This window comes from Marinobacter sp. MMG032, assembly GCF_040112695.1.
GTDB classification, from domain to species: domain Bacteria; phylum Pseudomonadota; class Gammaproteobacteria; order Pseudomonadales; family Oleiphilaceae; genus Marinobacter; species Marinobacter salsuginis.
The window spans coordinates 2,322,928-2,348,190 of record NZ_CP157802.1 but is presented as its reverse complement, the minus strand read 5'-3'; the positions used below and the strand labels follow the sequence as shown (position 1 = coordinate 2,348,190).

General features: G+C 59.3%; 17 protein-coding genes. 6 read left to right on the top strand and 11 right to left on the bottom strand.

The window, feature by feature from the left end; all coding sequences use genetic code 11:
* Positions 1-237: 237 nt before the first annotated feature.
* Positions 238-2,043, top strand: coding sequence for an ABC transporter ATP-binding protein/permease (locus tag ABNF92_RS10830; protein WP_349342134.1), 1,806 nt, complete (start codon positions 238-240; stop codon positions 2,041-2,043).
* Here the strand turns inward: ABNF92_RS10830 and ABNF92_RS10825 are convergent.
* The 4 genes from ABNF92_RS10825 to recC form a co-directional block, all read right to left on the bottom strand.
* Positions 2,040-3,389 (bottom strand): sensor domain-containing diguanylate cyclase, encoded by a 1,350-nt coding sequence (locus tag ABNF92_RS10825; RefSeq protein WP_222465744.1) that lies wholly within the window; start codon positions 3,387-3,389, stop codon positions 2,040-2,042. The two genes, ABNF92_RS10830 and ABNF92_RS10825, sit on opposite strands and share 4 nt — an antisense overlap.
* A gap of 67 nt (positions 3,390-3,456) precedes the next feature.
* A complete protein-coding gene (gene recD, locus ABNF92_RS10820) occupies positions 3,457-5,730 on the bottom strand; it encodes an exodeoxyribonuclease V subunit alpha (protein WP_349342133.1) in 2,274 nt (757 codons plus the stop codon).
* Positions 5,727-9,464, bottom strand: a complete 3,738-nt coding sequence (gene recB, locus ABNF92_RS10815; RefSeq protein WP_349342132.1) for an exodeoxyribonuclease V subunit beta — start codon at positions 9,462-9,464, stop codon at positions 5,727-5,729. The genes recD and recB overlap by 4 nt, the downstream gene beginning before the upstream one ends.
* Positions 9,461-13,069 carry an exodeoxyribonuclease V subunit gamma gene (recC, locus tag ABNF92_RS10810; protein WP_349342131.1) on the bottom strand — a complete coding sequence of 1,203 codons (3,609 nt, stop codon included), beginning with the start codon at positions 13,067-13,069 and terminating at the stop codon, positions 9,461-9,463. Before recC ends, recB begins: the two co-directional genes overlap by 4 nt.
* Positions 13,070-13,224: 155 nt before the next feature.
* Between recC and ABNF92_RS10805 the strand changes: the two genes are divergently transcribed.
* Positions 13,225-14,010, top strand: a complete 786-nt coding sequence (locus ABNF92_RS10805) for an SDR family oxidoreductase (protein ID WP_136630799.1) — start codon at positions 13,225-13,227, stop codon at positions 14,008-14,010.
* A gap of 19 nt (positions 14,011-14,029) precedes the next feature.
* Here the strand turns inward: ABNF92_RS10805 and ABNF92_RS10800 are convergent, their stop codons facing one another.
* The gene (locus ABNF92_RS10800; protein WP_069182422.1) at positions 14,030-14,320 is read right to left on the bottom strand and encodes a DUF6482 family protein; all 291 of its coding nucleotides are present in this window, start codon (positions 14,318-14,320) and stop codon (positions 14,030-14,032) included.
* 198 nt (positions 14,321-14,518) lie between these two features.
* Between ABNF92_RS10800 and ABNF92_RS10795 the strand changes: the two genes are divergently transcribed.
* Positions 14,519-14,959 carry a DUF4864 domain-containing protein gene (locus ABNF92_RS10795; protein WP_349342130.1) on the top strand — a complete coding sequence of 147 codons (441 nt, stop codon included), beginning with the start codon at positions 14,519-14,521 and terminating at the stop codon, positions 14,957-14,959.
* A 5-nt stretch (positions 14,960-14,964) separates the two neighbouring features.
* Here the strand turns inward: ABNF92_RS10795 and folM are convergent, their stop codons facing one another.
* From folM to ABNF92_RS10770, 5 genes are all read right to left on the bottom strand, one after another.
* Positions 14,965-15,672, bottom strand: a complete 708-nt coding sequence (folM, locus tag ABNF92_RS10790; RefSeq protein WP_069182424.1) for a dihydromonapterin reductase — start codon at positions 15,670-15,672, stop codon at positions 14,965-14,967.
* An 11-nt stretch (positions 15,673-15,683) separates the two neighbouring features.
* Positions 15,684-16,610 carry a LysR family transcriptional regulator gene (locus ABNF92_RS10785; RefSeq protein WP_136630801.1) on the bottom strand — a complete coding sequence of 309 codons (927 nt, stop codon included), beginning with the start codon at positions 16,608-16,610 and terminating at the stop codon, positions 15,684-15,686.
* 243 nt (positions 16,611-16,853) lie between these two features.
* Positions 16,854-18,134 (bottom strand): TRAP transporter large permease, encoded by a 1,281-nt coding sequence (locus tag ABNF92_RS10780; protein WP_136630802.1) that lies wholly within the window; start codon positions 18,132-18,134, stop codon positions 16,854-16,856.
* A 1-nt stretch (position 18,135) separates the two neighbouring features.
* Positions 18,136-18,627, bottom strand: a complete 492-nt coding sequence (locus ABNF92_RS10775; RefSeq protein ID WP_136630803.1) for a TRAP transporter small permease — start codon at positions 18,625-18,627, stop codon at positions 18,136-18,138.
* A 56-nt stretch (positions 18,628-18,683) separates the two neighbouring features.
* Complete coding sequence (locus tag ABNF92_RS10770; RefSeq protein ID WP_222465752.1) at positions 18,684-19,670, bottom strand: TRAP transporter substrate-binding protein; 987 nt, start codon at positions 19,668-19,670, stop codon at positions 18,684-18,686.
* A 326-nt stretch (positions 19,671-19,996) separates the two neighbouring features.
* On the opposite strand from ABNF92_RS10770, the gene ABNF92_RS10765 reads away from it, so the two are divergent.
* Genes ABNF92_RS10765 through ABNF92_RS10755 form a run of 3 tightly spaced genes read left to right on the top strand, consistent with a single transcriptional unit; the run spans position 19,997 to position 24,861 of the window.
* Positions 19,997-20,866, top strand: coding sequence for a polysaccharide deacetylase family protein (locus ABNF92_RS10765; protein WP_153637116.1), 870 nt, complete (start codon positions 19,997-19,999; stop codon positions 20,864-20,866).
* 27 nt (positions 20,867-20,893) lie between these two features.
* A complete protein-coding gene (locus ABNF92_RS10760; protein WP_349342129.1) occupies positions 20,894-22,603 on the top strand; it encodes a VRR-NUC domain-containing protein in 1,710 nt (569 codons plus the stop codon).
* Positions 22,600-24,861 (top strand): ATP-dependent DNA helicase, encoded by a 2,262-nt coding sequence (locus tag ABNF92_RS10755; protein ID WP_349342128.1) that lies wholly within the window; start codon positions 22,600-22,602, stop codon positions 24,859-24,861. The genes ABNF92_RS10760 and ABNF92_RS10755 overlap by 4 nt, the downstream gene beginning before the upstream one ends.
* Here ABNF92_RS10755 and ABNF92_RS10750 read toward each other — a convergent pair whose 3' ends face one another.
* Entirely contained in the window at positions 24,862-25,233 is a 372-nt protein-coding gene (locus ABNF92_RS10750) for a VOC family protein (protein ID WP_349342127.1), read from the bottom strand.
* Between the last annotated feature and the right edge of the window lie 30 nt (positions 25,234-25,263).

Here is a 25,263-nt window from a genome sequence, read left to right as displayed (position 1 = left end):
GGTGTTGATGATGTGCCTCCTGGATACGGGGTGCTGTAGACTCCGTCAACAATACGGTTTGTACACCATATAAGACCTATCATACAGCTACGCAAGAGCGTGCGGGTGGAGCAGCTTGCCAGGACCGTCGAAAGCCAGGGATGGCTTTCGCCGAGCGTACAGGGACGTATTCACAGCGTGTCCTGGCAAGCTGCTCCACCTGCGCGCTCGATTACTCTGAAGCGAAAGGAACATGAATTGAGAGCCTACGCCGACAACGACTACCCGGCAGATCATAAACCGGACTGGAAAATCATTTCAGGCCTCTGGCCCTTCCTGGCCGAATTCCGCGGTCGGGTGATCCTGTCCCTGGCTCTGCTGGTGCTGGCCAAACTGGCCACCGTTGCCACACCCATCGCCCTGAAATACATCGTCGACTACCTGGACCAGAACCGGGGCGCCGATATGCTCCTGTGGATTCCGGTGATCCTGGTTGTCGCCTACGGTTCACTGCGCTTTGGTGCAACCCTGTTCAACGAGCTCCGGGACGCGGTGTTTGCCCGGGTGGCTGAACGGGCCATGCGCCGGGTGTCCCTGCGGGTGTTCGAACACCTGCACCAGCGGGAACTGGCCTTTCACCTGGACCGGAAGACCGGCGGCCTGGCCCGTGATATCGAGCGGGGCACCAACGGCATCAGCTTCCTGCTCCGTTTTACCCTGTTCAACATCGTGCCCACCCTGCTGGAGATCCTGCTGGTGGCCGGCATCCTGTTCGTCGTGTTTAACGTCAGCTATGTGCTGGCGATCCTGGTGGCTGTCGTGGTGTATGTGGTTTTCTCCATCAAGATCACCGAATGGCGGACCAAATTCGTGCGCGAAGCCAATGCCCGGGATAACCAGTCCAACTCGCGGGCCATAGACAGCCTGCTGAACTACGAGACGGTGAAATATTTCAACAACGAGCGCTATGAGGCCGAAGTTTATGACCGGGACCTGGACGACTGGGAACAGGCCCGATTGAAGAACCGGCTGTCACTGGCCGCCCTGAACTCCGGCCAGGCGCTGATTATTGGTCTGGCCATGATCGTCATCATGGCTATGGCGGTGCGGGAGGTGGCCAGCGGCGAGATCACCCTCGGGGATTTCACCATGATCAACGCCTATCTGCTGCAGCTGTTCATACCCCTGAATGCCCTGGGTTTTGTCTACCGGGAAATCCGACAGGCCCTGGTGAACGTCGAGCGTCTGTTCAAGCTGCTGGGGGATAAGCCGGCCATTGAGGATGCCCCGGACGCAACGAAACTGGCTGTGGATAAAGGCGAAGTGCAGTTCGATCATATCCACTTTGCCTACCGCCCGGACCGGCCGATCCTGCGGGATGTGAGCTTTTCCATCCCGGCGGGACACACGGTGGCGGTGGTGGGGGCCAGTGGCGCCGGCAAGTCCACCCTCGCCCGCCTGCTGTTCCGCTTTTATGAAGTTGATCAGGGCGCTATCCGTATCGATGGCCAGGATATCCGGACGGTAACTCAGGACAGCCTGCGGTCGGCGATTGGTGTGGTGCCCCAGGATACGGTGCTGTTCAACGATACCCTGTACCGGAACTTGGCCTATGGCCGGCCGGAAGCCACCGAGGAGGAGGTCTATCGGGCGGCCCGCATGGCTCACCTGGAAGACTTTATCCACAGCCTGCCGGAGGGCTATGAAACCAAGGTGGGCGAGCGTGGCCTGAAGCTCTCCGGGGGTGAAAAACAGCGGGTGGCCATTGCCAGGGTGATTCTGAAGAACCCGCCGTTGTTGATTCTGGATGAGGCCACGTCCTCCCTGGATTCACTGTCGGAGCAAGCGATTCTCGGGGCGCTCAAGGAAGTCAGCCAGAGAAGAACAACCCTGGTGATCGCTCACAGGCTGTCCACGGTTATGGACGCGGACAGCATTCTGGTGATGGATGGTGGGAAAATCGTGGAAAGCGGACATCATCAGGAACTTCTGGCAAAAAAGGGCCATTACGCCCGCCTGTGGCTCCAGCAACACCAGCATGATCGCGGGGAAGCAGGGATTTAGCCGGGATCCGACAGGGTCTGATCAAATACGACCACCTGATTGCGTCCTTGCGCCTTGCCCCGGTACATTGCCTGGTCAGCCCGCACGAGGATCTGGCTGGGTTTCTCGTCAGCTTTATCGGAGATGGCCACGCCGCAGGTGATGGTTCCTCGGAGTTCCGTAAAGCCAACAAATTCCAGTTCCTCGACAGACTGGCGAAGGCGTTCAGCCAGCTGCCGGGCGCTCGCTTCATCGCTTTGGGGCATGAGAACGGCAAATTCCTCACCCCCGATGCGCCCCAGGGTGTCGCCGGAACGCAGTTCATTCTTGATGCGGTTGGCGGTTTCTTTGAGGACCAGATCGCCGACATGATGTCCGTAGCGGTCATTGACCTTCTTGAACCAGTCGAAATCGATCAATACCACGGCGTAGCCCGCGCCGTTTCTTTTCAAGCGCTGAAATTCCCATCCGAGGACTTCGGTAAAGCGGCGGCGGTTGGCTGTTCCGGTCAGATCATCGGTGGTTGAACTCTGTCTCAGTTGTTCCTCAAGGGCTTTCTGGGAAGTGATATCCAGGATGGCGCCGTGCCAGAGCACGGTACCGTCGGGTTTGAACTCGGGTTTCGAACGGCCCAGAACCCAGTTGGTAACCCCTTCGTTGACCACACGGTATTCGCAAATCCAGTTTTCGCCGCTTTCCCGGGATAGGTTGATCGTCTGGTTTACGTACTTTCGATCCTCGGGATGGATGGCGTTGAAAACGATGGACCCATCCGCTTTCGCCTGCTCGGGTGTCACGCCGTATACCCGCTCGATTCCGGCACTGGCGTATGGAAAGCTCATGGTTCCGTCTGGCCTTACCTCGAACTGGAAAATCACACCTGGCAGCAACGACGACATTTTTTCAAAGTGCTCGATCGTTTGCTGTTGCTCGGCTTTGATCAGCTCAAGCTTCTGCTCGTAATGTTTGCTGCTGGAGATCTCTATGTGGGTTCCTGAAATCCACTCCGGCTCCCCTTCCGGCGTGCGGCTGACCAGGCGCCCATAGTCGCGGACCCAGACCCAGTGGCCGTCACGATGCCGCATTCGGGCTTCGCACTCATAGTATTCGGTGTCGCCGCGGAAATGGGCGTTCAGCCGCTGATCGGAAACTGCCAGATCGTCAGGGTGAGCGAAGGCCATCCAGGTTTCGATGGAGGTGGGTTGCAGCTCTTCCAGCGAGTAACCGATGATTTCGGCCCAGCGTCCGTTAAAGATGGTCTCGCCTGTCTGAACGTTCCACTCCCAGGTGCCGGCACCAGTGCCTTCGAGAATGGTTTTAAGACGGGACGCTTCGTCTTGCTGAAGGTACGAGGAATCGAAGGCCATAGGCTGCACTACTTATCACGGAAAACCAGACGATCATATCGAAACATGTAGCGCAAGGCGATATTCATTAATCAGTAGATTCCCTGACCGCGATGCCCAGGCCAGAAGCACGGGTAACCTGCTGTGCCACGGCATCCTCCAGAATCTGTGGGTGAGACGCTATCAAACTGAACCAGTTCCGGGCCCGGGTGATGCCGGTGTAGACAAGTTCCTTTGTCAACACAGGGCTGAGCCGGTCTGGCAGCACCAGACAGGTGTGATTGAACTCCGAGCCCTGGGATTTGTGCACCGTCATGGCGTACACGGTTTCCAGCTGCTGCAGCCGACTGGGCGAGATCCACCGAATACCGCCGGGTGTGTCGCTGCTGGGGAAGGCCACCCTCAGCGTGTATCGGGGCTCCCCGGTTGCCGTCCGGTCCCAGGGCACGCTGACGGTAATGCCGATATCGCCGTTCATCAGGCCCAGGTTGTAATCGTTGCCGGTAATCAGCACCGGCCTGCCGGGGTACCAGCCCTCGGCTCGCGGAATCAGCTTTTCAGCCAGCAACTGCCTGGCGATCCGGTCGTTCAGCCCTTCCACGCCCCAGGGCCCCTTGCGCAGGGCACAGAGCACCTGGAAGTCACTGAAAGCTTCAAGCAGCTGCACTGCCATCGCATCCCAGTCGCCCCGGGAGCTGTTTTCATCCAGGTCATGATTCTGTAGCTGCTCCAGATAATGACGGTAGCCGACCGGTGGCGGCAACGGCTGATCGTTCACCTGTCGACCCTGTCCGGCGTTGCGGAAGGCCTCCGGCGAGCCGGTGATGGCGTGCCTGCACACCAGCTCCAGGGTGTCTTCCGGATCCGGTTTTCCGGATGGGCTGCTGAGCAGGATGACATCGTCGAACGCCGCCTCCCGGATCCGGCGCACCATGGCGCGATCCAGCGCATTGGTATTCACGGCTTCGGCAAAGGCACGGATACCGCTGTCTTCCCGGAACCGGTAGCTCTTGCGCAGCATGGCCACGGACTGATCCAGGGGATGGCCCGATTCGTCAACCAGTGACTCAGGTAGCCGGCTACCGGTCATGGTGGCCAGCCACTGCGCTGTTTGCGGTGTGTAGTGAGCCTGGAAGGCCCGCTGGCACAGCTCACCGAGTACTGCGCCGGCATCTACCGAGGCCAGCTGGTCCTTGTCGCCCAGCAGGATGAGCTGGGCGTTGGCGGGCAGGGCATCGAACACCGATGCCATCAGGTCGACGTCCACCATGGAGGCTTCGTCGATCACCAGAATATCTACCAGCAACGGGTTATCACGGTTGTGGCGGAATCTGCGGGTATCGGGCCGGCTGCCCAACAACCGGTGCAGGGTGGTGACCCTGGTGGGAATATCCGCCAGCTCCACGTTGCCGGGTAAGTCGGCCAGCGGCAAGCGGCTGACTGCACCGCCGATGGATTCGTTCAGTCGGGCGGCAGCCTTGCCGGTCGGGGCCGCCAGCCGGATCCGGTATTTCCGGCCCGCCCTGTCCGGGGATTCACCGGCAACCGCCTGCAAAGCCGCAAGCAGGTTAACCACCGTGGTGGTCTTTCCGGTGCCGGGTCCGCCGGTGATGACCGCGAAACGGTTTCGGGCTGCCAGGGCGCAGGCCAGTTTCTGGTAGTCCACCGCTTCTGACGACTGGAACAGCTGGTCGAGGGCGCGGGACAGGGTACGGGCAGGCCCGGATTCCGGATCCGCCAGGGACGACGGCAGAGTCAGCCGTTGCCGAATTCCCTCGGCAATGCATTGCTCGTAGCGCCAGAATCGCCGCAGATAGAGCCGGGTATCGTTCAACACCAGGGGAGTGGTGTGTGAGCCATCACTTACGGCGCAGGATGCTCCCAGCAATGCCAGACATTCCGACAGCGTCACGAGTGCGAGCAGCTCCGCCGGTTCCGGCTGGTGCGTTTCGCTGGTGTCGGTATCCTTGGGTGGCTGGTAACTCGACTCTTCGGGCGGTAGTGACAGGGTCTGGACAGCATCGGCCAGGAGATTGCCAAGATCAATGCACACATGGCCGCGCCCCACCTGGTGGGAGGTCAGTGCAGCCAGCAGCAGAACCAGCGGGTCCGGCTCTTCGCCCTGCTCTTCCGACAGCTCCCGGATCAGCCGCGCAAACCCAACATCCAGTGGGCGGATCCATTCTGCCTGCTGCCAGTGCTGTAGAAGCGCCTCGGTGTTATCCAGGCTGTTGAGCAGGCCCCTGATCTCGATCATGTTATCCCCGCCTTTCGCCATGGTTGGCGATTCCGGGGTGTTATCGTCGGCGAACAGATCAATCTGGTGGTCGGAGTTTTTGATGTGAGAACGGGAACGGCTCATGCGGCCACCTCCCCGGATACGGACTCGCCATCGAATAGGGCATCGAGTTGTTCAATCAGGGTTCTGGGTGGTTTGTCAGAGAATGCACCACCACCCGGGGATTCAACGCCCCGCAGGAACAGATACACCGCGCCGCCAATGTGCTGGTCGTAGTCGTAATCCGGCAAACGGGCTGTCAGCAGCCGGTGCAGGGCAAGCAGATAGAGTACGTACTGCAGGTCGTAGCGTTTATCCAGAATGGCGTCGCCCATGGCCTGGTCGGTGTAGGCGCTGTCGTCCTCCCCCAGGGTATTGGATTTGTAGTCCAGCACGTAATACCGCCCCTCGTGTTCGAACACCAGATCGATGAAGCCCTTGAGCATGCCGTTGAAGCGGGTCTCCTCCACCCGGGGCCGGTCTGCGCCGTTCAGGGTGTGTGCGGTCACCAGCTGGTCGAGCTTCCGCACGCTGACGTTGCGGCTCTCGAACCAGAATTCCAGTTCGGGGCGCAGGGTGGTCAGATTCGCCAGACTGACACGTTCGGTGCCGGCCCGGTCGAGGCTCAAGGGTTTGCTGATCAAAGCCAGCAACCAGCGCTCCAACGGTTCCACCCAGTCACTCCAGCCACGGGTGCCGCAGCGACGGGTCAGTTGCTCGTGAAGCAGGGACGGGTTGTCCACAACCCGCTGAAACCCCTGCTGCGTGCACCACTCCAGCAGTTCGTGCAGGAAGGTTCCGGGGCCAGCGCCTTTTGGGAAATGGTGTTGGTTGCGGTGAACGGCCAGCTGAGCCGTTTCGTTGCTCTCTTCCTCGCTGCCTTTTTGACTGCTCTCTTCCAGCAGGTTCTGGGTCTCGGCGTCTTCCACCTCACCGGTAAAGGCGATGCCGGTGCCGGTCATACCGGTGTATTCGATTGAGGAGTAACTGGCGATCCACCAGTCCTCTCTAGCCTCCCGTTTGGAGACCAATGCCGGGCCGAGGGCTTCCGGGGCCTGCTCTTGATACTGTGTTTCGTCCGGATCTGGTAACGGAGTAATCCCGATCTCTGCTCTGCCCTGCGCCAGTTCTTCCAGGCAGTCGCTGATGCGGCTCTGGCCCCCGCCGGCAATCAGGTAGCCCAGACCGCTTTGCTGCCAGTTATCCAGGGCCGCCGTGCCCACCCAGGTGGCAAAGCGGGCCCGGGTGAGGGCCACGTAGAGTTTTCGGATATCCTCGCCCAGGCGTTCACGGTCGGCCCGGGCCACATCCTCAGGTTCTGGATCGAACACCGTGATCAGCCTGCCCCCGTCATCGTGATAGCGAACGAAGGCCTGTTTTTCACTCTGGGCACGAAACGCCGTGCCGAAGGGCAGGAACACCAGGGGGTATTCCAGACCCTTGGACTTGTGCACGGTGATAACCTTCACCAGGCCGGCATCACTTTCCAGCCGCAGGGTGCGGTGCTCGTCTTCTTCGTCGGCCGCCCGCAGTATCTGCGTGTAGTGATGCACCAGGGCATGTTCGCCGTCCAGTTGCAGGCTGTCCTGCTGCAACAACTCGGCAATGTGCAGAATATCCGTCAGCCGCCGTTCGCCGTCCGGGCGTTGCAATAACCGGCCCGGCACCTCGAAATCCATCAGGAAACTGCGCAGCATCGGCAGCACACCCTGCTTCTGCCACTGCTGCTGATAGCCAATAAAGCGCTCGATTTCCCGCTCCAGCACCAGCTCGTCGGTGAGCAGCTGATTCAGGGCATCCCAGGACTGACCCAGGGTGGGCGTGGCCAGCGCGGCGCGTATGTAGGCCAGTTGCCGGGGCTCGGCAAAGGCCCGCAGCCAGCACAGCATTTCCTTCGATTCCCGGGAAGTCAGTACAGAATCCCGGTCTGACAGGTAGACGCTCTTGATGCGCCGGCGACCCAGGGCGTCCCGCACCGCGCTGGCCTCGTTGCGATTGTTGACCAGGATGGCGATGTCTTTCGGGGCAACCGGGTCCAGATCTTCCGGATTCTCAGGCAAGGTGGAACCTGCCTGTCCGGCCTGGCCCAGGGTCAGCAAACGGGCGATCTCGCTGGCGCAGGTCTCTGACACATCGGCCGTGGCGGTGCCCTTGGCCATACCTTTCGGGTTGCCGTCCTTGTCCTCTTCGCCGGATTCGTGGGTCCAGAACACCAGGCTGGGCCGCACCTCCCCGTTGATCGCCCAGACCCGTTTGGTGCCGTTGGCGTCGACACCCTGGAACGGCAGCGGTGAGTTATCGCCTTTGCCGAACAGGAAGGCGCCATCCCGGCTGTGCTGGTCGCTGTGTTCGAAGACCCGGTTGACCGCCGCCACCATGGTTTTGGCGGAGCGGAAGTTTTTTCCCAGTGTGTAGGTGCGTTCTTTCACGCCCTGCCTTGCCTGCAGGTAGGTGTAGATATCGGCACCCCGGAACCCGTAGATAGCCTGCTTGGGATCGCCGATCATCAGCAGGCAGGTGTCGGGGTCGCCGCCCGCCACATGGTAGATGCGGTCGAAAATGCGGTACTGCACCGGGTCGGTGTCCTGGAATTCGTCGATCAGGGCCACCGGAAACTGGCGCCGGATAGTGGCTGCCAACTGATCGCCACGGGGGCCGTGCAGGGCTTCGTCCAGCCGGGTAAGCAGATCGTCAAAGCCCATTTCCGAGCGTTTCTGCTTTTCCGATTCCAGCCGTTCCGCTATCCAGTGGCTGGCGTGGCGCAGAATGTCGGATTTGGCGCTGGGCTGGTTCTGGCTGAAATCCAGCAGCGCTTCGATGGCGTCGAAGGCAGGATGATGGGGGGCAGATTCATCGCCTTTCAGAATCTTGTCGAGACCGTCGGGCGTCTGATTCTTGAAGCCTGCGGCACTATCGATCTTTTCGGGCAACAGGTCGTCTGATTCTGCCCAGGCAAACAAAAAGTCCCAGACCTTGATCATGGCGTTCTTGCTCCCGCCATGGAGTCGTTTGGCCTTGTTCAGATCGTTCAGCAGCTGGGTCACTTCCTCGCGCCACTGGCTCCAGGGATGAGCCTTGAGGGCCTGTGACTGTTCCAGGCGCCGCCTGACCACCTGATCGATGGCCTGGTGAACGCTGTCGGGCGGTGTGCCCAGGCTCTGGGGATCGTCAATCAGGTTGCGAACGCCCTGGCGCAGATCCCCGGGTGTTTTCCAGTGACTCAGTGCCTCGTCCATCAGCATCGGGGGCAGAGGATAGACAAAGGTGCGCCAGTAATCCCGGGCGACCTCGTCCAGCAGCTCGCTCTGGTCGGTTTCCAGAGTAAGTTTGAACAGGCTGCCGCTGTCGAACGCGTGCTCGCTGAGCATGCGGTTACAAAAACTGTGGATAGTAGATACCGCCGCCTCGTCCATCCACTCTGCGGCCAGCAGCAGCTTTTTGCGGCATTCCGGCCAACTGGCCGGATCCGGATAACTCTCATTCCTTAGCTGGTAGATCAGTGCCGTTTCTGCAGGCGGATCAGACTCGTCGGCCGCCTCCGAAAACACCTCCGCGGCCTGGGTCAGCCGGGTGCGGATACGGTCTCGCAGTTCCTTGGTGGCGGCCTCGGTGAAGGTCACCACCAGCAGGTTGGGCGGCAGCAGATTCTGCAGCGGGCTGTCCGGGGACTGGCCGTGGCCAAGCACCAGGCGCACGTAAAGAATGGCTATGGTGAAGGTTTTGCCGGTGCCGGCACTGGCCTCGATCAGGGCGCTGCCGTTCAGGGCGAGGGCCAGGGGATCCAGATTCGGGTTCCGGTTGTTTTTCTGTTCCGTCATTCCACACTCCCGATCTGGTCCGCCGCTGATTTGCCCTGCTCGGCTTCCCAAACCGGCACGTAGAGCTGATGCAACAGGGCTTCGAATTCGCCGCTGGCCATCAGCCGTTCCGGCGTTTCAAATGTGCCCATCAGGTAACCAACGTCCCGCTCAAGAGCGGTGGTATAGGCCTGCTCGGCCTCGTTGATAGCCCGCTCGTGGTCACCGACGTACTTTTTACCGCCGTAGTAACTGGTGATCCAGGCAAAGCCGGCCTCGCAGTGAATGGGCAAGGCACGTGTGGTGGCCTCCATCCACCGGGCGAGCACCGCTTCGAACAGCGGTCTGGCCTGTTCCGGATGCAATGGCGCAAAGCGGAATTTCCGTCCCTCCTCCTTGCCCAGAACCAGGGTCTCAAAAGGTTGACCGCCGAGCTGGCCTGCCAGATGGATCAGCCAGTCCCGCATCAGGTTGGCATAGCGCACTTTCCTGCTGGAACCGGAGCCGGTCAGCAGGCTGGAGCTGGCCACCACCAGACGGCACAGATCGCCCGCGGCATTGGAGCGAAGACGGTCGATCAGATCGGCAACGGCGACCGAACCCAGGGCATTCTCAAACTGGTAGTCAAAAGGCAGAGGCTCGGCGACCGCCTCCGGCCAGTCTGCCAGTGCACTCTGGTAACGGTCGAACAGGTCCGGCAAGCGCCCGGCCAACTCGGAACGCAGGCGGTGCTCGGTCACGCCCATGCCCAGGTCCCCGCGGCGGGCCATCCGGTCCAGGATTGTTTGCAACCGGTCTTCCAGTTCTTCTTCATTGCCGGCTTTCAGCAGTCCATCCTGAATCAACTCATTGTCCAGACGCCAGCGGTCGAGGCCGTCCAGGTCGAAATTCTCGTTGTCGGTGTCGTCGTCCTCAACATCCTCGAAGTGCACCTGCAGTCGACGTTGATAGAAGGTGTCGATGGGCTTTTTCAGGAAAGCCGCCAGATCGTTCAGGCTGATGGGTTCTTCGGGCGTCTGGTACGGTAGTGCAGACCGGGTGTGTTCCGCAGCTTCACTACCATGGGCACTGCGCCACTCCCGCTCGTAAGTGAATAGATGGCGGGCTTGCAGAACCTCCGCCAGAGGCCGCGGCTCACTGTCTTCGCCCTCTGTCAGGCCATTGGCTTTCGGGAAATAGGCCCGGCTGAAGGGTTGCAGCGGATGCTGGGTGGTGAGCACTTCTGTGACCTTTGCGTCCGGTAGCCCCGCCACGGACCACAAGCTGTCGAGATGATCCTGCAGCTGGCCCACCAGCACCGACGGTGGCCGTTCTGAATCGTCTTTGATACTCCGGCCCACCCAGCTGATGTAAAGCTGCTCCCGGGCGGATAACAAAGCTTCCAGGAACAGGTAGCGGTCGTCCTCCCGGCGGGAGCGATCCCCGGGGCGGTAATCCTGGGCCATCAGATCAAAATCCACCGGTGGTCGCGAACGGGGATAATCACCGTCGTTCATGCCCAGCAGGCACACATTCCGGAAGGGAATGGCGCGCATCGGCATCAGAGTGGCGAAATTCACCTTGCCGGCGAGGAAGCGCTGGTTGAGGCCGCCCTCATCCAGGCCCTCCAGCAGCACATCCTTGACGATATTCAGGGGCAGGGTCTGTTCCCCAAGGCCGGCGGCCAGGGCGTCTTCCAGCCACTGCTCCAGCTGGCGGCGGAACCGGTTCAGCAGTAACAGGTCGCTGCCTTCCACCTTGTGGAAAAACTGCCCGAGCATGTCTGAAAACAGGTGTTCCCAGTCTTCGGGCGTGCGGCGGGTCTGCAGCGCCAGCCAGAGGGTTTCCAGCTGATGCACAAAGTCGTTCAGGCGGCCCGCCAGGCTGGCCTGCAGGCCGCCGATCTCGCCGAAGGGTTCCACGCCACCCCAGGGCTCATCGTCGCCCATCCCATACCCCAGCAGCATCGAGCGCAGCCCGGATTGCCAGGTGTTGCGCTCCAGTTCGGCGGGCAGATCCAGGCTTTCCCGGTGCAGCCCATGCAGCCCCCAGCGGATATTGGCGCCCTCCACCCAGCGACGGGCCAGGGGAATCTCGTCTTCGCCGATCCCGAAGCGGTCCCGTATGCCGGGCACCTCCAGCAGGCTGATGATTTCACTCACCGCAAAGCGGCTGCGGGGCAGTGACATCAGGGTTTCCAGGGCAATCAACACCGGTTCGTGGTGGCGCTGGCCCTGATCAGAAATGGTAAAGGGAATGTGGCGCTTGCGCCCAGGCTGGTAACGGCCGAACACCGCCTGTATATGAGGCGCGTACACGTTGATATCGGGCACCATCACGATAACATCCCGGGGCCGCAGCGTTGGGTCGGCGTTGAAAGCCGCCAGGAGTTGGTCGTGCAGAATCTCCACTTCACGCTGGGGGCTGTGGGCCTGGTGGAACGCCAGGGAGTGATCCTGCCGCAAATCCAGTTGTCGATGCTGCTGGCGGATTTCCCGGAGGGGCGTCAGGTTGTGGATATCGTTCTGCAGCTGGTGCAGGAGGCGCGGTGCGTCTTGGTTGCCGTGGTCCGAGAAGATATCGATTTTCTGGTCCGGCGTCTCGAACCTGCCCCGGTATTCCTCCGGGTTGTCGAACTCGTCCAGCAGGCGGATGTAGTCACGGCCCTGCTTGCCCCAGGCGGCCAGCAACGGGTTGGCGTGCTGGTGTAGCTGGTCTGGATCTTCAACGTCGGACAGCGTGGGGTGGGTTCTGCCCCGCTTGCGTTCGGCCGTGAGCAGCTCCCGATCGCTGATGATATCGGCCCAGTAAAACTGGCAGGGGTTGTGAACACAGAGCACCACCTGGCTGAACCGGCTCAGTACATACAGCGCCTCCAGTGCCTGCCGCGGCAGCGAGGAAACGCCGAATACGACGATCCGGTTCGGCAGGCGCGACGGATTTGCCGGTGCCGGGATACGCTGGCCCTGCTCCATAAACCGGGTGTGGATCTGCGATCGGCTGGTGTGGGCTTCCGCGCCCACATCCTCTACGAGCCGGCGCCAGAGCAAAGGCTGCCAGCGGGTTTCTGCATCCAGCGGCTTTTCCTCCGCCCGGGCTGTGATAATCACATTCTTGCCCTGCTCCCAGACGGCCAGCCAGTCGGCCCGGAACACCTGGTATTGGTCAAACAGATCCGCCACTTTTTCCGCTAGCTGGAAATTACGCAGGTCCGGATCGTTGCCCTCCAGAAACCGGGCCAGAGGTGTGAAGGCTTCGTCCTGACCGACGAGGCTGGGTAGTAACCGGTACAGCCGCCACACCAGGCGACGCTTGTCGAAGGGTGACTGTTCCGGCACCTCGCCGTCCGGTAGGACCGCCCGGTAGGCCTGCCAGATAAACCGGGCCGGAAACAGGAAATCCATGCCGGCGGCAATACCCAGACCGCCGTCCATGCCATCGTCCGTGCGTTTCTCCGCCAGCGCGAGCTTCAGCCACTGGGCAATGCCGTTGCTCTGCACCAGGAAGGTCTCGCTCTCCAGTGGCGGCATGGGGTTGTTCCGACAGATGTAGACCACCGCCCGGCGAAGGTCTTCCAGATGGTTGGCGTGGATCGCGTGAAACCCGGGGTCGATGGTAGCGGGCTTATCGGTGGACAGAGCAGCCATGAATTTCCTTGTCTGGTATGCAGTTCAATCCTGTTGCCACAGGTTACCGTATGTGACCACAGATGCGGACAGTCTGAAACGTTTGATCACCGCAAATTATCGCGGCCCGCTGCGACAGACGGTGTCGTGAACCATCTGCGAAGGAGAGAGGCATTATGTGGACACTGATCACCGGCGCCGGTTCGGGCATCGGGCGGGCTCTGGCTCTCGAGCTTGCCCCCCGCGGCCATAACCTGATTCTCGCTGGCCGTACTGTTCGAAAGCTGGAGGACGTGGCAGAAACAGTCCGCCCCGAAGCGCCTGACTGTGAACTGATGACCCTTGAAGTTGACCTGGCGGATCCGGAAAGTACTCGTAACCTGGCCCATCAGGTCGGTGACGCGGTCGACCACCTTTCAGCGTTTGTCTACTGTGCCGGTGTGGGTGAACCCGCAGCCGATTTCGCCAGCCTCGGTCTGATTGATTTTCAGGAAGCCCTGGCCGTTAACGTATCTGCGCCCCTGTTACTGACCCAGTCCCTGCTTCCGCTTTTAAAAGGCGGAGACCCGGCGTCGAGGATTGTGATGATCGGTGCTGGAATGGACAAGCACGCACAACCCGGAACCGGCAGCTACGGAATCAGCAAAATGGCGTTGCGTCGGCTGGTGCGCCAGATGTCTGTGGAATTCGACACCATGCCGGATGGGCCGGTTGTAAGTCTGTTTCAACCGGGTCTCGTGGATACGCCGGGCATCCGCAGCCACATCAAGAAGGCCGGTGACCTGAACCTGCCGCACGCAGAGTGGCTGGCGGGGCGCCTGGAGGCGGGGGAATGCCTGACCGCCGAGCAGGCGGCCAGTGCGCTGGTGTTTACGCTGAATCAGGTTCCCGACAGTGATTTTCACGGCGCGGTCTTCAACGGCGCCGATCTGGTGGATTCCCTGTCATTCGCTGGAAGCTGAGCGACCGTCAAGCGGGGCCCTACAGGGGCACCCGCATGGTTTCCGAGCCGCTGTCGGGCATGCCGATCATTTCATCGGTTCCGGTTGGCGGAATCACATCGGTGTGCTCAACTTCATATTCATGGAAGTATTCTCGTACGGCACAGGCCCCGGTAAACATGACCGGCTTGTCGTAGGCGTCGGTGAGTACGTAGCCCTGACCATCCAGGTAGAACCTCGCCATGTAATAGCGCCCCTCCATGGAGACGATCTCCAGCAAGGAAATGGTGTCGTGCTTGTGCTTCTTCAATTCGCCAGTGTCCATATGCATCGGAAGTCTCCCGCAGGTTTGTTGTCGTAAGAGCTTCTACGAAATGCTTTCCGTTACAGGTCATAAAACGAGCAACCATGAGCAGGATTGATTTGGTTAAAGCCGCCGTCGGTGAGTTCAACGCCCTGACAGGTGGGCGAATCCGGAGTCCTGATCTGGGCGTATTGTTTAAAAGATGAACAATAGCGAGGTGCCATCATGGGTCACCAAAATATCCGTTTCGGAAAGTGGCTGATTCCCGTCCTGCTGGCTTTCATGGGCTTGGCCATCTTCGGGTCATCACAGACCGTCGCCAGTGACAAGGACGCGGAAATTCGAGACACCATCCTTCGCCAGATCGAAGCCTTCGCCAACAACGATCAGGAACAGGCCTGGGCTCACGCCTCCGAGGGCATCAAGCGTCGATTCGGCTCGTCACAGGTGTTTGTCGACATGGTTCGTGAAGCCTACCCGGCCGTGCACAACGCCACGGCCATCGAATTTACCCAGCGCTTGCCGCACGGCGCCTTTGAAATCCAGGTGGTTCGGTTGCACGGGCCGGAGGGCAAGCGTTGGGATGCCTATTACCGGATGGTGCTCACTGAAGGTGCCTGGAAGGTGGCCGGCGTGAGACTCCAGCCGGCCGAACTGGGCATTTAATGGTCTCAGACCAGGTGCCGTCCGCCATCTAATGGTAGCGTCCGACCGGTGATGTAGGGGTTGTCCAGTAGAAACTGCAGGGTGGCGACAGCGACCTCGGCCCCGGGCTCTATGCCCATAAGCGACTTCTTCAGGGTTTTCTCCCGGTAAGCCTCGCTGTCGCCCTGGTTGAACATGATCAGGGACGGCGCTACGGCGTTCACCTTCACACTGGGCGCCAGTAACCGTGAAAAAGACAAGGTGAGGTTGGTCAGTGCGGCCTTGCTGGCGGCGTAGGCGATATGCTTCGCGCTGCCCTTCTCCACCACATAGTCCGTCATATGGACGATGTCGGTTGTCGACTCACCCTGCTCCAGCATCGACCGGCAGGCAAGGTTGATCAGGTAGGGCGTGGTTACATGAATCTGCATCATCGCGCTCATCACATCCGCCGGATCTGAATCCTCGCTTTCTGGCAGCCAGTCCGAAGCGTTGTGAATAATCGCACGCAGGCTGTCGGTCCGGGATTTCAGAGTTTGAATGAACGCTTCGATACCTTCGTTCGTGGCAAAGTCCGCGTGGATACATTCGGCACCGGCTTTCTGTAGTGCATCAATCGCCGGTCGATAGGTGCGGTAGGTAACGATGATGGGCTGGTCCCGGTCCAGGCAGGCCCTGGCGAAGGCCAGGCCAATTCGTTGGCCGGCGCCGGTGATCAGAATGGGTGCGGTCATGACATCTCCAATCAGGATTCAATTTGCTTAATCTCCGAATTGAATACGTCAATAATCGTCTCGCAGAGCCATTTGTGGCCGGATTCTTTCTCTGAATTCTGATCCCAGCACAGGTCGAAGGAGAACACGACTTCTTCCAGTGGCAGCGGAGAGGATTTCAGATGCTTGAGGCGAGGATCCAGGGCCAGAAGGCGGCGGGGAGCAATGGCAATCAAGTCCGTTTTCAGCAGGATATCGGGGATGGCGTCCCAGCTGGACACGATCAATGCTGAATGTCTTTCGAAGCCGCGCCCGGCCAGGGCGTCGTCAATCACCGTTGTACCCGTGGACGCCTGAGAGAGTTTTACATGGGGCAATCTGGCATAGAGTTCCGCGGTCATCGGTTCCGAGGCGCTGGGATGGTCAGGTCGCATCAGCACCACAACGTCATCGGCCATCAGGCGTTTACTTCGTACGGCCTTGGGTTTCAAACGGCCCGGAGTCAAACGGATCTGTGCATCGACCCGGTCCCATTCGGAACTTTCCGTGGAAATGGAAAACGGCAGAATATCAATGGTGATATTGGGTGCTTCCTCGCGAATCCGCCGGGAAAAGCTTGGCAGGAAAAAGCCCGAGACATAGTTGGCAACCTGCATGCTGAACACCCGCTTGGATTCGCCCGGCACAAACTGCTGCTGCGCACTGATGGCACTGGACAGGCAGGACAGACCGTCCTCAACCTGAACGATGAGTTCTCTGGCCCTGTCGGTGGGTTCCAGCCCCTTGGCGGTGCGGTAAAACAGCTGGTCGTTGAGCATCAGACGCAGTCGTGCAAGTGCATGGCTGACGGCTGAGGGAGATAGCCCCAGCTCATTGGCCACTTTCGAGATTGAGCGTTGTTCCATGATGTTGGTGAAAATTACCAGTAAATTCAGGTCAAAATCGCGCAAATTCACCATATTTATTAACTCTCGCAGCTAACCTTCATTGTTGTTATCGCAATCTTCCCGGGACGCGCTGATGCGCTGCGGGCCGGCCGATGGTTGCCAAAGGCACCTGACAAGTCTTACAGACCCTTTATGTTTGCGCCAGATTCGGGGACGTTAGCCAACAGGGGGAGGCCGGTGTCCTGTTAGCGGACACCGGAGAGGGAGGAGCGCTTACGCGAAGGTATCCTGGAAACTTGTCAAAATGGCTGCGGCTCAGCCGAAGGTTGCGGGCAGCCAGAGGGTGATCGCCGGAACATAGGCCACCAGTGCCACCACGCCAAGCAGAACCAGCATGAATGGCCAGATATGGCGGGCGACAGTCTCCACGCGTAAACCGCTGATGCTGGAGGCAACGAAAATGGAATAGCCCACCGGTGGCGTTACCATGCCGACGGCGAAATTGATCACCACCATGGCGCCCAGCTGTATTGGATCCAGCCCGATCTGCTGGCCCAGGCCGATCAGCACGCCACTGAGGATAACCATCGCGGATATGTTGTCCATTACCGCGCCCAGCAGCAAAAGCATCACATTGATGATCAGCAGCAGCAGGATAGGATTATCCGTAAGCTCCAGGAGTGCGCGGGTGAGCTGCGCGGGAATCTGCTCACTGGCCATCACCCAGGCGAATCCGTAGGCGACGGCAACAATAAACATGATCACACCGGTGGTTCTCATCGAATTCATCAGAATGGATGGCACTTTTTTCCAGGCCAGGTCGCGGTACAGGAACAGGCCGACAATGGCGCTGTACAGCACACCCACCATGGCCGCTTCGGTAGGAGTAAACATACCGCTGTAGATCCCCCCCAGGATGACAACAGGCGCTAGCAGCGCCCAGATGCCGTCTTTGAAGGCAAAGAGGAACTCCTTGCCGGTGGCACGTTTCTGTTTGGCCACCCCGTGAAAACGGGCATACAGGATGCTCACCACGCAGAACCCTGTGGCCGCGATCAAACCGGGAACAATGCCCGCCAGAAACAGCTTGGCGATGGATTCTTCCGCCAGGACGCCCCAGATAACCATGGGTATGGAGGGCGGAATCATTTGCCCGAGAGGGCCGACGGCAGTGGCAAGTGCCGCTGCGTAGCCACGCTGGTAGCCCCGGGTTTCCAGCTCATCAATCATGATCGAACCTACGGCCGCCGTGGTGGCCGGCGCGGAGCCGGAAATGGCGCCGAAGAAGGTTCCGGCGGCCACGGTTGACATGGAGAGGCCGCCAGTCAGGTGGCCAAAAAAGGTTTCGGCCACGCGTACCAGTCGACGGGATAGCCCCCCGGCGCTCATGACTTCCCCGGCGAGGATAAAGCCGGGAATGGCAAGCAGGCTGGTGACATTACTGCCGGCAATGAACTGCTGGGGCAGAATCATCGGATTGACATCGGCCATCCAGATGCCCACCGCCGCCAGCAGACCAATGGTGAACGCAATGGGAACCCCCAGCGCCAGGAGAACAATCAGGCCAACAACCATGACCAGGCCAATATCACCCATATCAATGCTCCGAAGACGTATGGATCGGCCGGGGCCGGACAAGAAGAATCAGCGCGTGAATACAGATCAGGGCGCCCGCCACGGGCACGGCCGCATTTTTAACCCAGATTGGATAACGGATGGCGGGTGATACCTGGCCCGCTGTGAACTCTGCAAAGTTCCAGCCTGTCCATAGCATCACCAGCCCGAGGCCAATGGTCAGCACCATGATGCCCCGCTCCACCAGTTCACCCAGGATGGGTGGCAGAGCGTTCACCAATAACGTAACCCGGACATGGCCTCGGTCACGAACCAGTGCACTGGCAAACAGGAAGACAGTCCAGGTGAAGGCCAGGGAGGCGACTTCGTCGCTCCACACCAGCGCATCACCCAGAACGTAACGGTAAAAGACACCCAGCAGCAGGCTGACAATCATAACCAGCGCGGCCAGCGCCCCGACCGCCTGGGACCCGAAAGCCAAACCCTGTCCCAATTTGTCCAGTGACTGATACATCTGCACGGTTCCCTATCGATTGCCCCGGGTCAGCCCGACCGGCTTCCGGGACAGGATTACTCGCTTACCTGCTGCAAGGCGGTATCGACGATTTCCGAGCCAATCTTTTCGCGATAATCGTCATACACGTTGGACACCTTGTCCCGGAAAGCGTTGATGTCATCCACTTCATTCACCGACATGCCGGCTGCCTTGATCTGTTCAAGTACCTCACCATTGTTGGAGGCAACGGTCTCGCGCTGGCGATCAATGGCCTTTTTGGCGGCTTCCCGAACCAGTGCCTGGGTTTCCGGGGAAAGTTTGTTGAAGGTCTGTTTGGACATCAGCAGCGCCAGGGCGTTGTAGGTATGGCTGGTCAGTGACAGGTAATCCGTGACCTCCGGATACTTGTTGGCGTAAATGACAGGAAGCGGAATTTCCAGTCCGTCGACCGTGCCCTGCTGCACCGCGGTGAATACATCGCTCCAGGCCATGGGAACCGGGTTTGCACCGATGGCACGGAAGCTTGCAATGAAAAGGTCACTGGGTTGGACCCTCAGTTTTACCCCGGTGAAGTCTTCGGGCGTCCGGATCGGGCGCTCATTGTTTATGGTGTGCCGGAAGCCGGCTTCCGGGAAACCAAGCCCGACGATGCCTTTGGCGTCCAGCTTTGATAGCAGCGTCTGGCCTACCTCGCCATCCAGCACTTTGTGTGCCTGCTGGTTATTGGCGTAGAGGAATGGCAGATCGTTGAGCTGGAAAGCCGAGTCCAGGGTGCCTACCTGTGTGCCTGTAATCACACCTGCGTCCATGGTTCCGAACTGCATGGCCTGCAGCATCGCGGTGTCGTTGCCGAGTTGGTGGTTGGGGTAGAACTGGACGTTGAATTCGCCCGGAGCGGCCGCCTCGAGCTCTTCCGCAAAGTAGCGGGCGGCAATGGCGTAGGGGTCAACTTCACTGTCGGCCGTGGTCCAGCCGAGTTTGATGGTGGTCTGGGCGTGGCTTAACGTGGCGGCGCTGGCCAGCACGGCGGCGGCGATCAGTTTACGGTTCATGAGTTTCATTGTTTTTCTCCGATGTAAATCAAACTGGAAATGTGTTTTGTCTTGATGGTATGCACTTTCCAGTCAGGCACTTTGTGCCAAATTTATTTGTGTTTATTTGCTCCGATTTTTATCGGTAAAAATAATTTAGGGTAAGCAAAACCAAAGCGCAAATTTAATATTATTCAGCCATTTGTGAATGAAATTAAAAAAGGAACCTTGCTGAATTTGATTCATAACCACCTGAATATAATTGAATTTGCAAAACCGAATAAATCATATTATTTAATTGTGAGCTGATTATTTATTTAATTTGATTCGTTATTAATTAATAAAGGAAAAATGCGATGAGCCGGGAACTGTCATGCGATATAGAACGCCTGGAAAACGACTTTTTATGGCCTGAAAACAAACGATTGGCCATTAACTTCAACATCGCTTTTGAAATGTGGACGCCGGATGCCTGTTCCAGCGTGAACCCTATGGGCAATGTTCTCGCCGGAGACATGGTAGACCCGAACGCCGACAGTTATGGTCGGTATAACGCCAATGTTGGGGCCAAAAGGTTGTTTGATATTGCAGAAGATTACGGCTTGGCCACCAGTGTATTTACTTCTGGACTGGTGGCGGAACATTGTTCGGGCGAACTTAAAAAACGCTTTGATTATGGACACGAGATCATCGGCCACAGCTATGGTCAGAACATGCTTTTCCCGTATCTGGATGAACAGCAGATTGAGGACAATATAAAAAAGTCGACCGCGCTGATTGCGCAAGCTACAGGTCAAAAGCCTGGCGGCTGGATCAGCCCCCGCATTACCTCTGACCTGGATGTCCAGCACCGCTTGGCTCTGCATGGCTACAAGTGGCACGGTGACGCACTGGATGATGATCGACCTTACCTGCAGCGGTTTGCCGACAGCAGCATCATGGCGATTCCGGTAACTATCGATTTCAATGATCTGCCACACGCCATGCGTTTCGGCCGAACGCCCGAGCAGTTCGTGGAGATGTTTTCAGTGACGCTCGACAAGCTGTTGGCGAGCAATCGCGAAACGCTGATTCTCGATGTGATTGTGCACGGCCATTGCTACGGCAGGCCTGCGGGCGCCTGGGCGTTTGAAGAGATTGTTAAGCGATGTACCCAGCAAGAAGAGCTGTGGCTGACCACCAGAGGACAGATCTTCGATTATGTGAGACCATTTTTTGACGATTGATACCGGAGGCATGGCGCCCACACGACTATGGCAGTACGGAACCCGACAGGCCGACAACCGGGTACCGCAGATCTCAACAATCCGCTGTACTACCTTGAAAATATGGAAACCGTCCTTGGCTGGGTGCAGAGCCACCACGGCGACTTGCTGACCGGGGACGAGCTGGATCGACTTGCGAGCTTCCATTCCCTTTCCCGGCCGGCGCGGGCTCTGCTGACCCGCATGGTGATGCGCACAGGCGATCTGTTTCGCTCGGACAAACTCAATTACCCGGAGGTGGGCGTTCCGGAAAGCCGCGCCCTGGACGAACTTGATGGTGCGGACTGGCTGGATACCGACCCCCTGCTCAGCCTGGATGAACTTTTCCGGCTGTTTACCTTGGGAGAGCTGCGGCCTGCTGCGAGGCCTTTGCTGGAGGCGGCCGGAAAGCCTGCCAACCTGCCCAAGGGCCAGATGCGCGATGCATTGTTTCCGCAATTTCCCGACCCTCTTACCGTTGGCGACTGGCTGGGTCAGCACGCCAAGCCAGTGGTTCGGCTCAAAACCATGGCGCTGTTTGATCGGGTTCGCCTGATGTTCTTTGGCAATCTTCGCCAGAGCTGGTCGGATTTCGTGCTGGTGGAACTGGGTCATCAGCAGTACGAACCAGTCCCGTTTACACCGGATTCCCGGGCGTTCCAGCATCGTTCCGAGGTTGACCTTTACCTCGCCATGCATCGGTGCCGGGAAAGGCTGGATGAAGGCGTACCTGCCGCAGAGGTCTGGCTCGACGTGCCCGGCCCTTGTGAAAATGCCTGGTTGACCAGCCGCCGGGACCGGTTGTTGCTGGAATTGGGCCGGCAGGCGGAGCGCCAGGGAGATCGGGAGCTGGCGTTAGATGCCTTCGCCAGCAGCGGCCATCGGGAAGCGCGACTGAAGCAGCTTCGATTGCTCGAGCGGATGAAACGTCATCAGGAAGCCTGGGCCATTGCGTCGGAGTGGCGGAGCCATGATCTGAGCGACGCCGAAGCCCAGGGCCTGGCACGGATCCTGAAACGGCTCGCAAGCAGGCTTGGAAAGACACCACCAGTGCCGCCAGCGCGACCAGCAATCCGGGACATCAGCCTTACCTTGCCGAAGCCGGCAATGGGATCGGTTGAATACGCCGTACAGCAACACCTGCATCGGGAAGAGACGCCTGCGTTCTATGTGGAAAACACCCTGATCAATGGCCTGTTTGGCCTGCTCTGCTGGCAAACCATCTTTGCCCCGGTGCCGGGGGCGTTTTTCCATCCGTTCCATGTTGGCCCTGCGGACCTGACCCGGGAGGATTTCGTCAGCCGCCGTCAGGCCGCCTTCGAACAGTGCTTCGCTCTACTAGCCGATGGCAGCTACCCGGAGCGAATTCTGGCGAATTACCGGGCGAAACAGGGCACCACCAATCCTTTCGTGATCTGGCCCGTCATCAACGAGGAACTCCTCAGCCTGGCCTTGGACTGCATTCCAGCAGAGGATCTGGAAACCCTCTTCCGCCGCCTGTTACGGAATGTCCGGGAGCACCGCAGTGGCTTCCCCGATCTGATTCGTTTCTTTCCCGGCGTCACCGATACCGAAAAGCGTTATGAAATGGTTGAAGTGAAAGGTCCGGGCGATCGGCTGCAGGACCATCAGATACGTTGGCTCGAATTTTTTGCCGTTGAGGGTATCCCCGCCAGTGTCTGCTACGTGCGCTGGCAAGACGATGGGGTAATGGAATGACGCTGAAGGTAGCCGTCCGAACCCTGTGCGAATTTGCCGCGCGCAGGGGCGATCTGGACTTCCGCTACACCCCGGCTCCCAGTGCCGAAGAGGGCATCGCCGGCCACCAGGCAATACAATCCCGTCGCGGCTATGGCTATAAAAGCGAGTATTTACTGACTGGTGAATGCCTGGGGTTATTGCTTTCCGGGCGCGCCGATATCTACAACCCGCACCGCGGCCGGCTAGAGGAGATCAAGACCCATCGGGGTGACCTGTCCCGAATCCGCGAGCATCAAAGGGCGCTCCACCGGGGCCAGTTGCGAGCCTACGGCGCGCTTTTGTGTCGACAGGAAAACGTCAAAACCCTGGAGCTGGCGCTGATCTATTACGACACCGGCAGGGACAAGGAAACACCGGTGGTGGAGACCGCCAGTGCCGATGAGCTCTGGCAGGAACTGGAAACCCTTTGCGGTCAATACAAGGCCTGGGCGGAACAGGAAGATCATCACCGCGAACAGCGCAATGCGCTGCTCGCCGGCCTTGCCTTTCCCTTCCCCGAATTTCGTCCCAGGCAACGCCAGCTGGCGGAGACGGTATACAAGAACGCGGTAAAGTCCGGCACTCTGCTTCTGGAAGCCCCGACCGGCCTGGGCAAGACCCTCGGCACACTGTTTCCGGCGCTGATGGCCATGGCTTCTGCCGGACAGGACCGGCTGTTCTATCTCACCTGTCGCAATACTGCCCGTCAGCTGGCCATGGATGCGGTGGCTCGCCTGCGTTCGGCTCAAGCGGGCCCGACCTGGCCCCTGAGAACCCTGGAACTGGTCTCCAAAGACGACGCCTGCGAACATCCGGACAAAGCCTGTCATGGCGATTCCTGCCCACTGGCCAAAGGATTTTTCGATCGGCTGCCCGATGCCCGGGCGGAAGCGGCCCAGACCGAAGGGATACTGGATCAGCACACATTGGCGAAGATCGCTGCCGGTCACGACATCTGCCCCTACTTCCTCGCCCAGGAAATGGCCCGGTGGAGCGATGTGATTATCGGCGATGTGAACCGCCTGTTCGATCAATCCGCCCTGCTCCACGGTTTGATTCGCCAGAACAACTGGAAGGCGAGTGTACTGGTGGACGAGGCCCACAATCTGGTGGATCGGGGTCGAGGCATGTATTCGGTTCGGCTGGATCAGCAGCGCTTGCTGAGGATCAAAAAGACCGCGCCAAAACCGCTGAAATCCGCCATCGACCGGACCGCACGGGCCTGGCAGAGTCTGATCCGCGATCATCAGGCAGACTCTGAACGCCCGGGGTTCCTGGCAACATTGCCGGCCCAGTTGCTCGGTGCCCTGCAGTCGATGGTTTCGAATCTGACTGATTACCTGGCCGATAATCCCCCGGATCTGGCATTGCAGGAACTCTTGTTCGAAAGCGTGGCTTTCATGAAGCTGGCGGACGCCTTCGGTGATCATTCCCTGTGTGAATTTCAGCGCGCTGGTCGGGGGCGGGCCAGCCTGACGATCCAGAATTTGATTCCGGCGGATTTCCTGCGGGAGCGGTTCGAGGCGGCGCATTCGGTTCTGCTTTTTTCCGCGACCCTGAGCCCTGGCGTTTACTACCGGGATTTGCTGGGCCTGCCTGAGGATGCGCGTTTTACCACGCTACCCAGTCCGTTCAGCGCAGACCAGTTGCAGGTGCACTTCACGCCGGAAATCAGCACGCGCCAGGTTCATCGGGAGGCATCACTCAAACCCATCGCCGAGCTGATCGCCCGGCAGTTCACGGAGCGGCCCGGGCATTACCTGGCGTTTTTCAGCAGCTTCAAGTACGCGCAGCAGGTTAGTGATGCCCTGGCCCGGCAGGCGCCGGATATTCCCCAGCGGGCACAGGCGCCGGGCATGTCGCCGCAACAGAGAGCTGAGTTTCTGGCAGGTTTCAGGGAGCCGGGTGGCAGCGTGGCGTTCGCTGTTCTGGGTGGGGTGTTCAGCGAAGGCATCGATTTGCCCGGGGATCAGCTCATCGGGGCGTTTGTTGCGACCCTGGGCTTGCCACCGTTTGATGCCTGGCACGACATTCTCAAGGCTCGACTCGAACAGCGCTTTGGCGCCGGTTATGACTACGCCTATCTGATTCCGGGCTTGCAGAAAGTGGCCCAGGCGGCCGGTCGGGTGATTCGCACCCCGGAGGACCGGGGTGTGATCTGGCTGATCGATGACCGGTTTTTGAAGCCGGCCACCCATCGGCTGTTGCCGCGCTGGTGGTTCAACGCAGCAGAGTAGTTAACTGAATACAAAAAACGCCAGCTTGTTACCGTCGGGGTCCTTCACGTAGGCGCCGTAGAACTGGTTGGGAATCCGTTGCCCCGGCTCACCGTCGCAGGTGGCACCCAGCTCGATGGCTTTCTTGTACAAGGCATCCACACCTTCTTTCGACTCCGCAGGCAGGGCAACCATGTTGCCGTTGCCGGGATGGTTGGGTTCTTCATTGAAGGGAACGCAAACCGCGATCATGGGCGCTTTCATGCTTTTACCGATAAAGGCGATACGCCCCATATCCAGCAGCAGCCTGGCTCCCTGGTCGCTCAACAGCTCCGCATAGAATGCCTTTGCCCGTTCCATATCACTGACGCCAAGGGTGACGTATCCGATCATGCTTTTTCTCCATTCGGGTTGTTGTCGAAC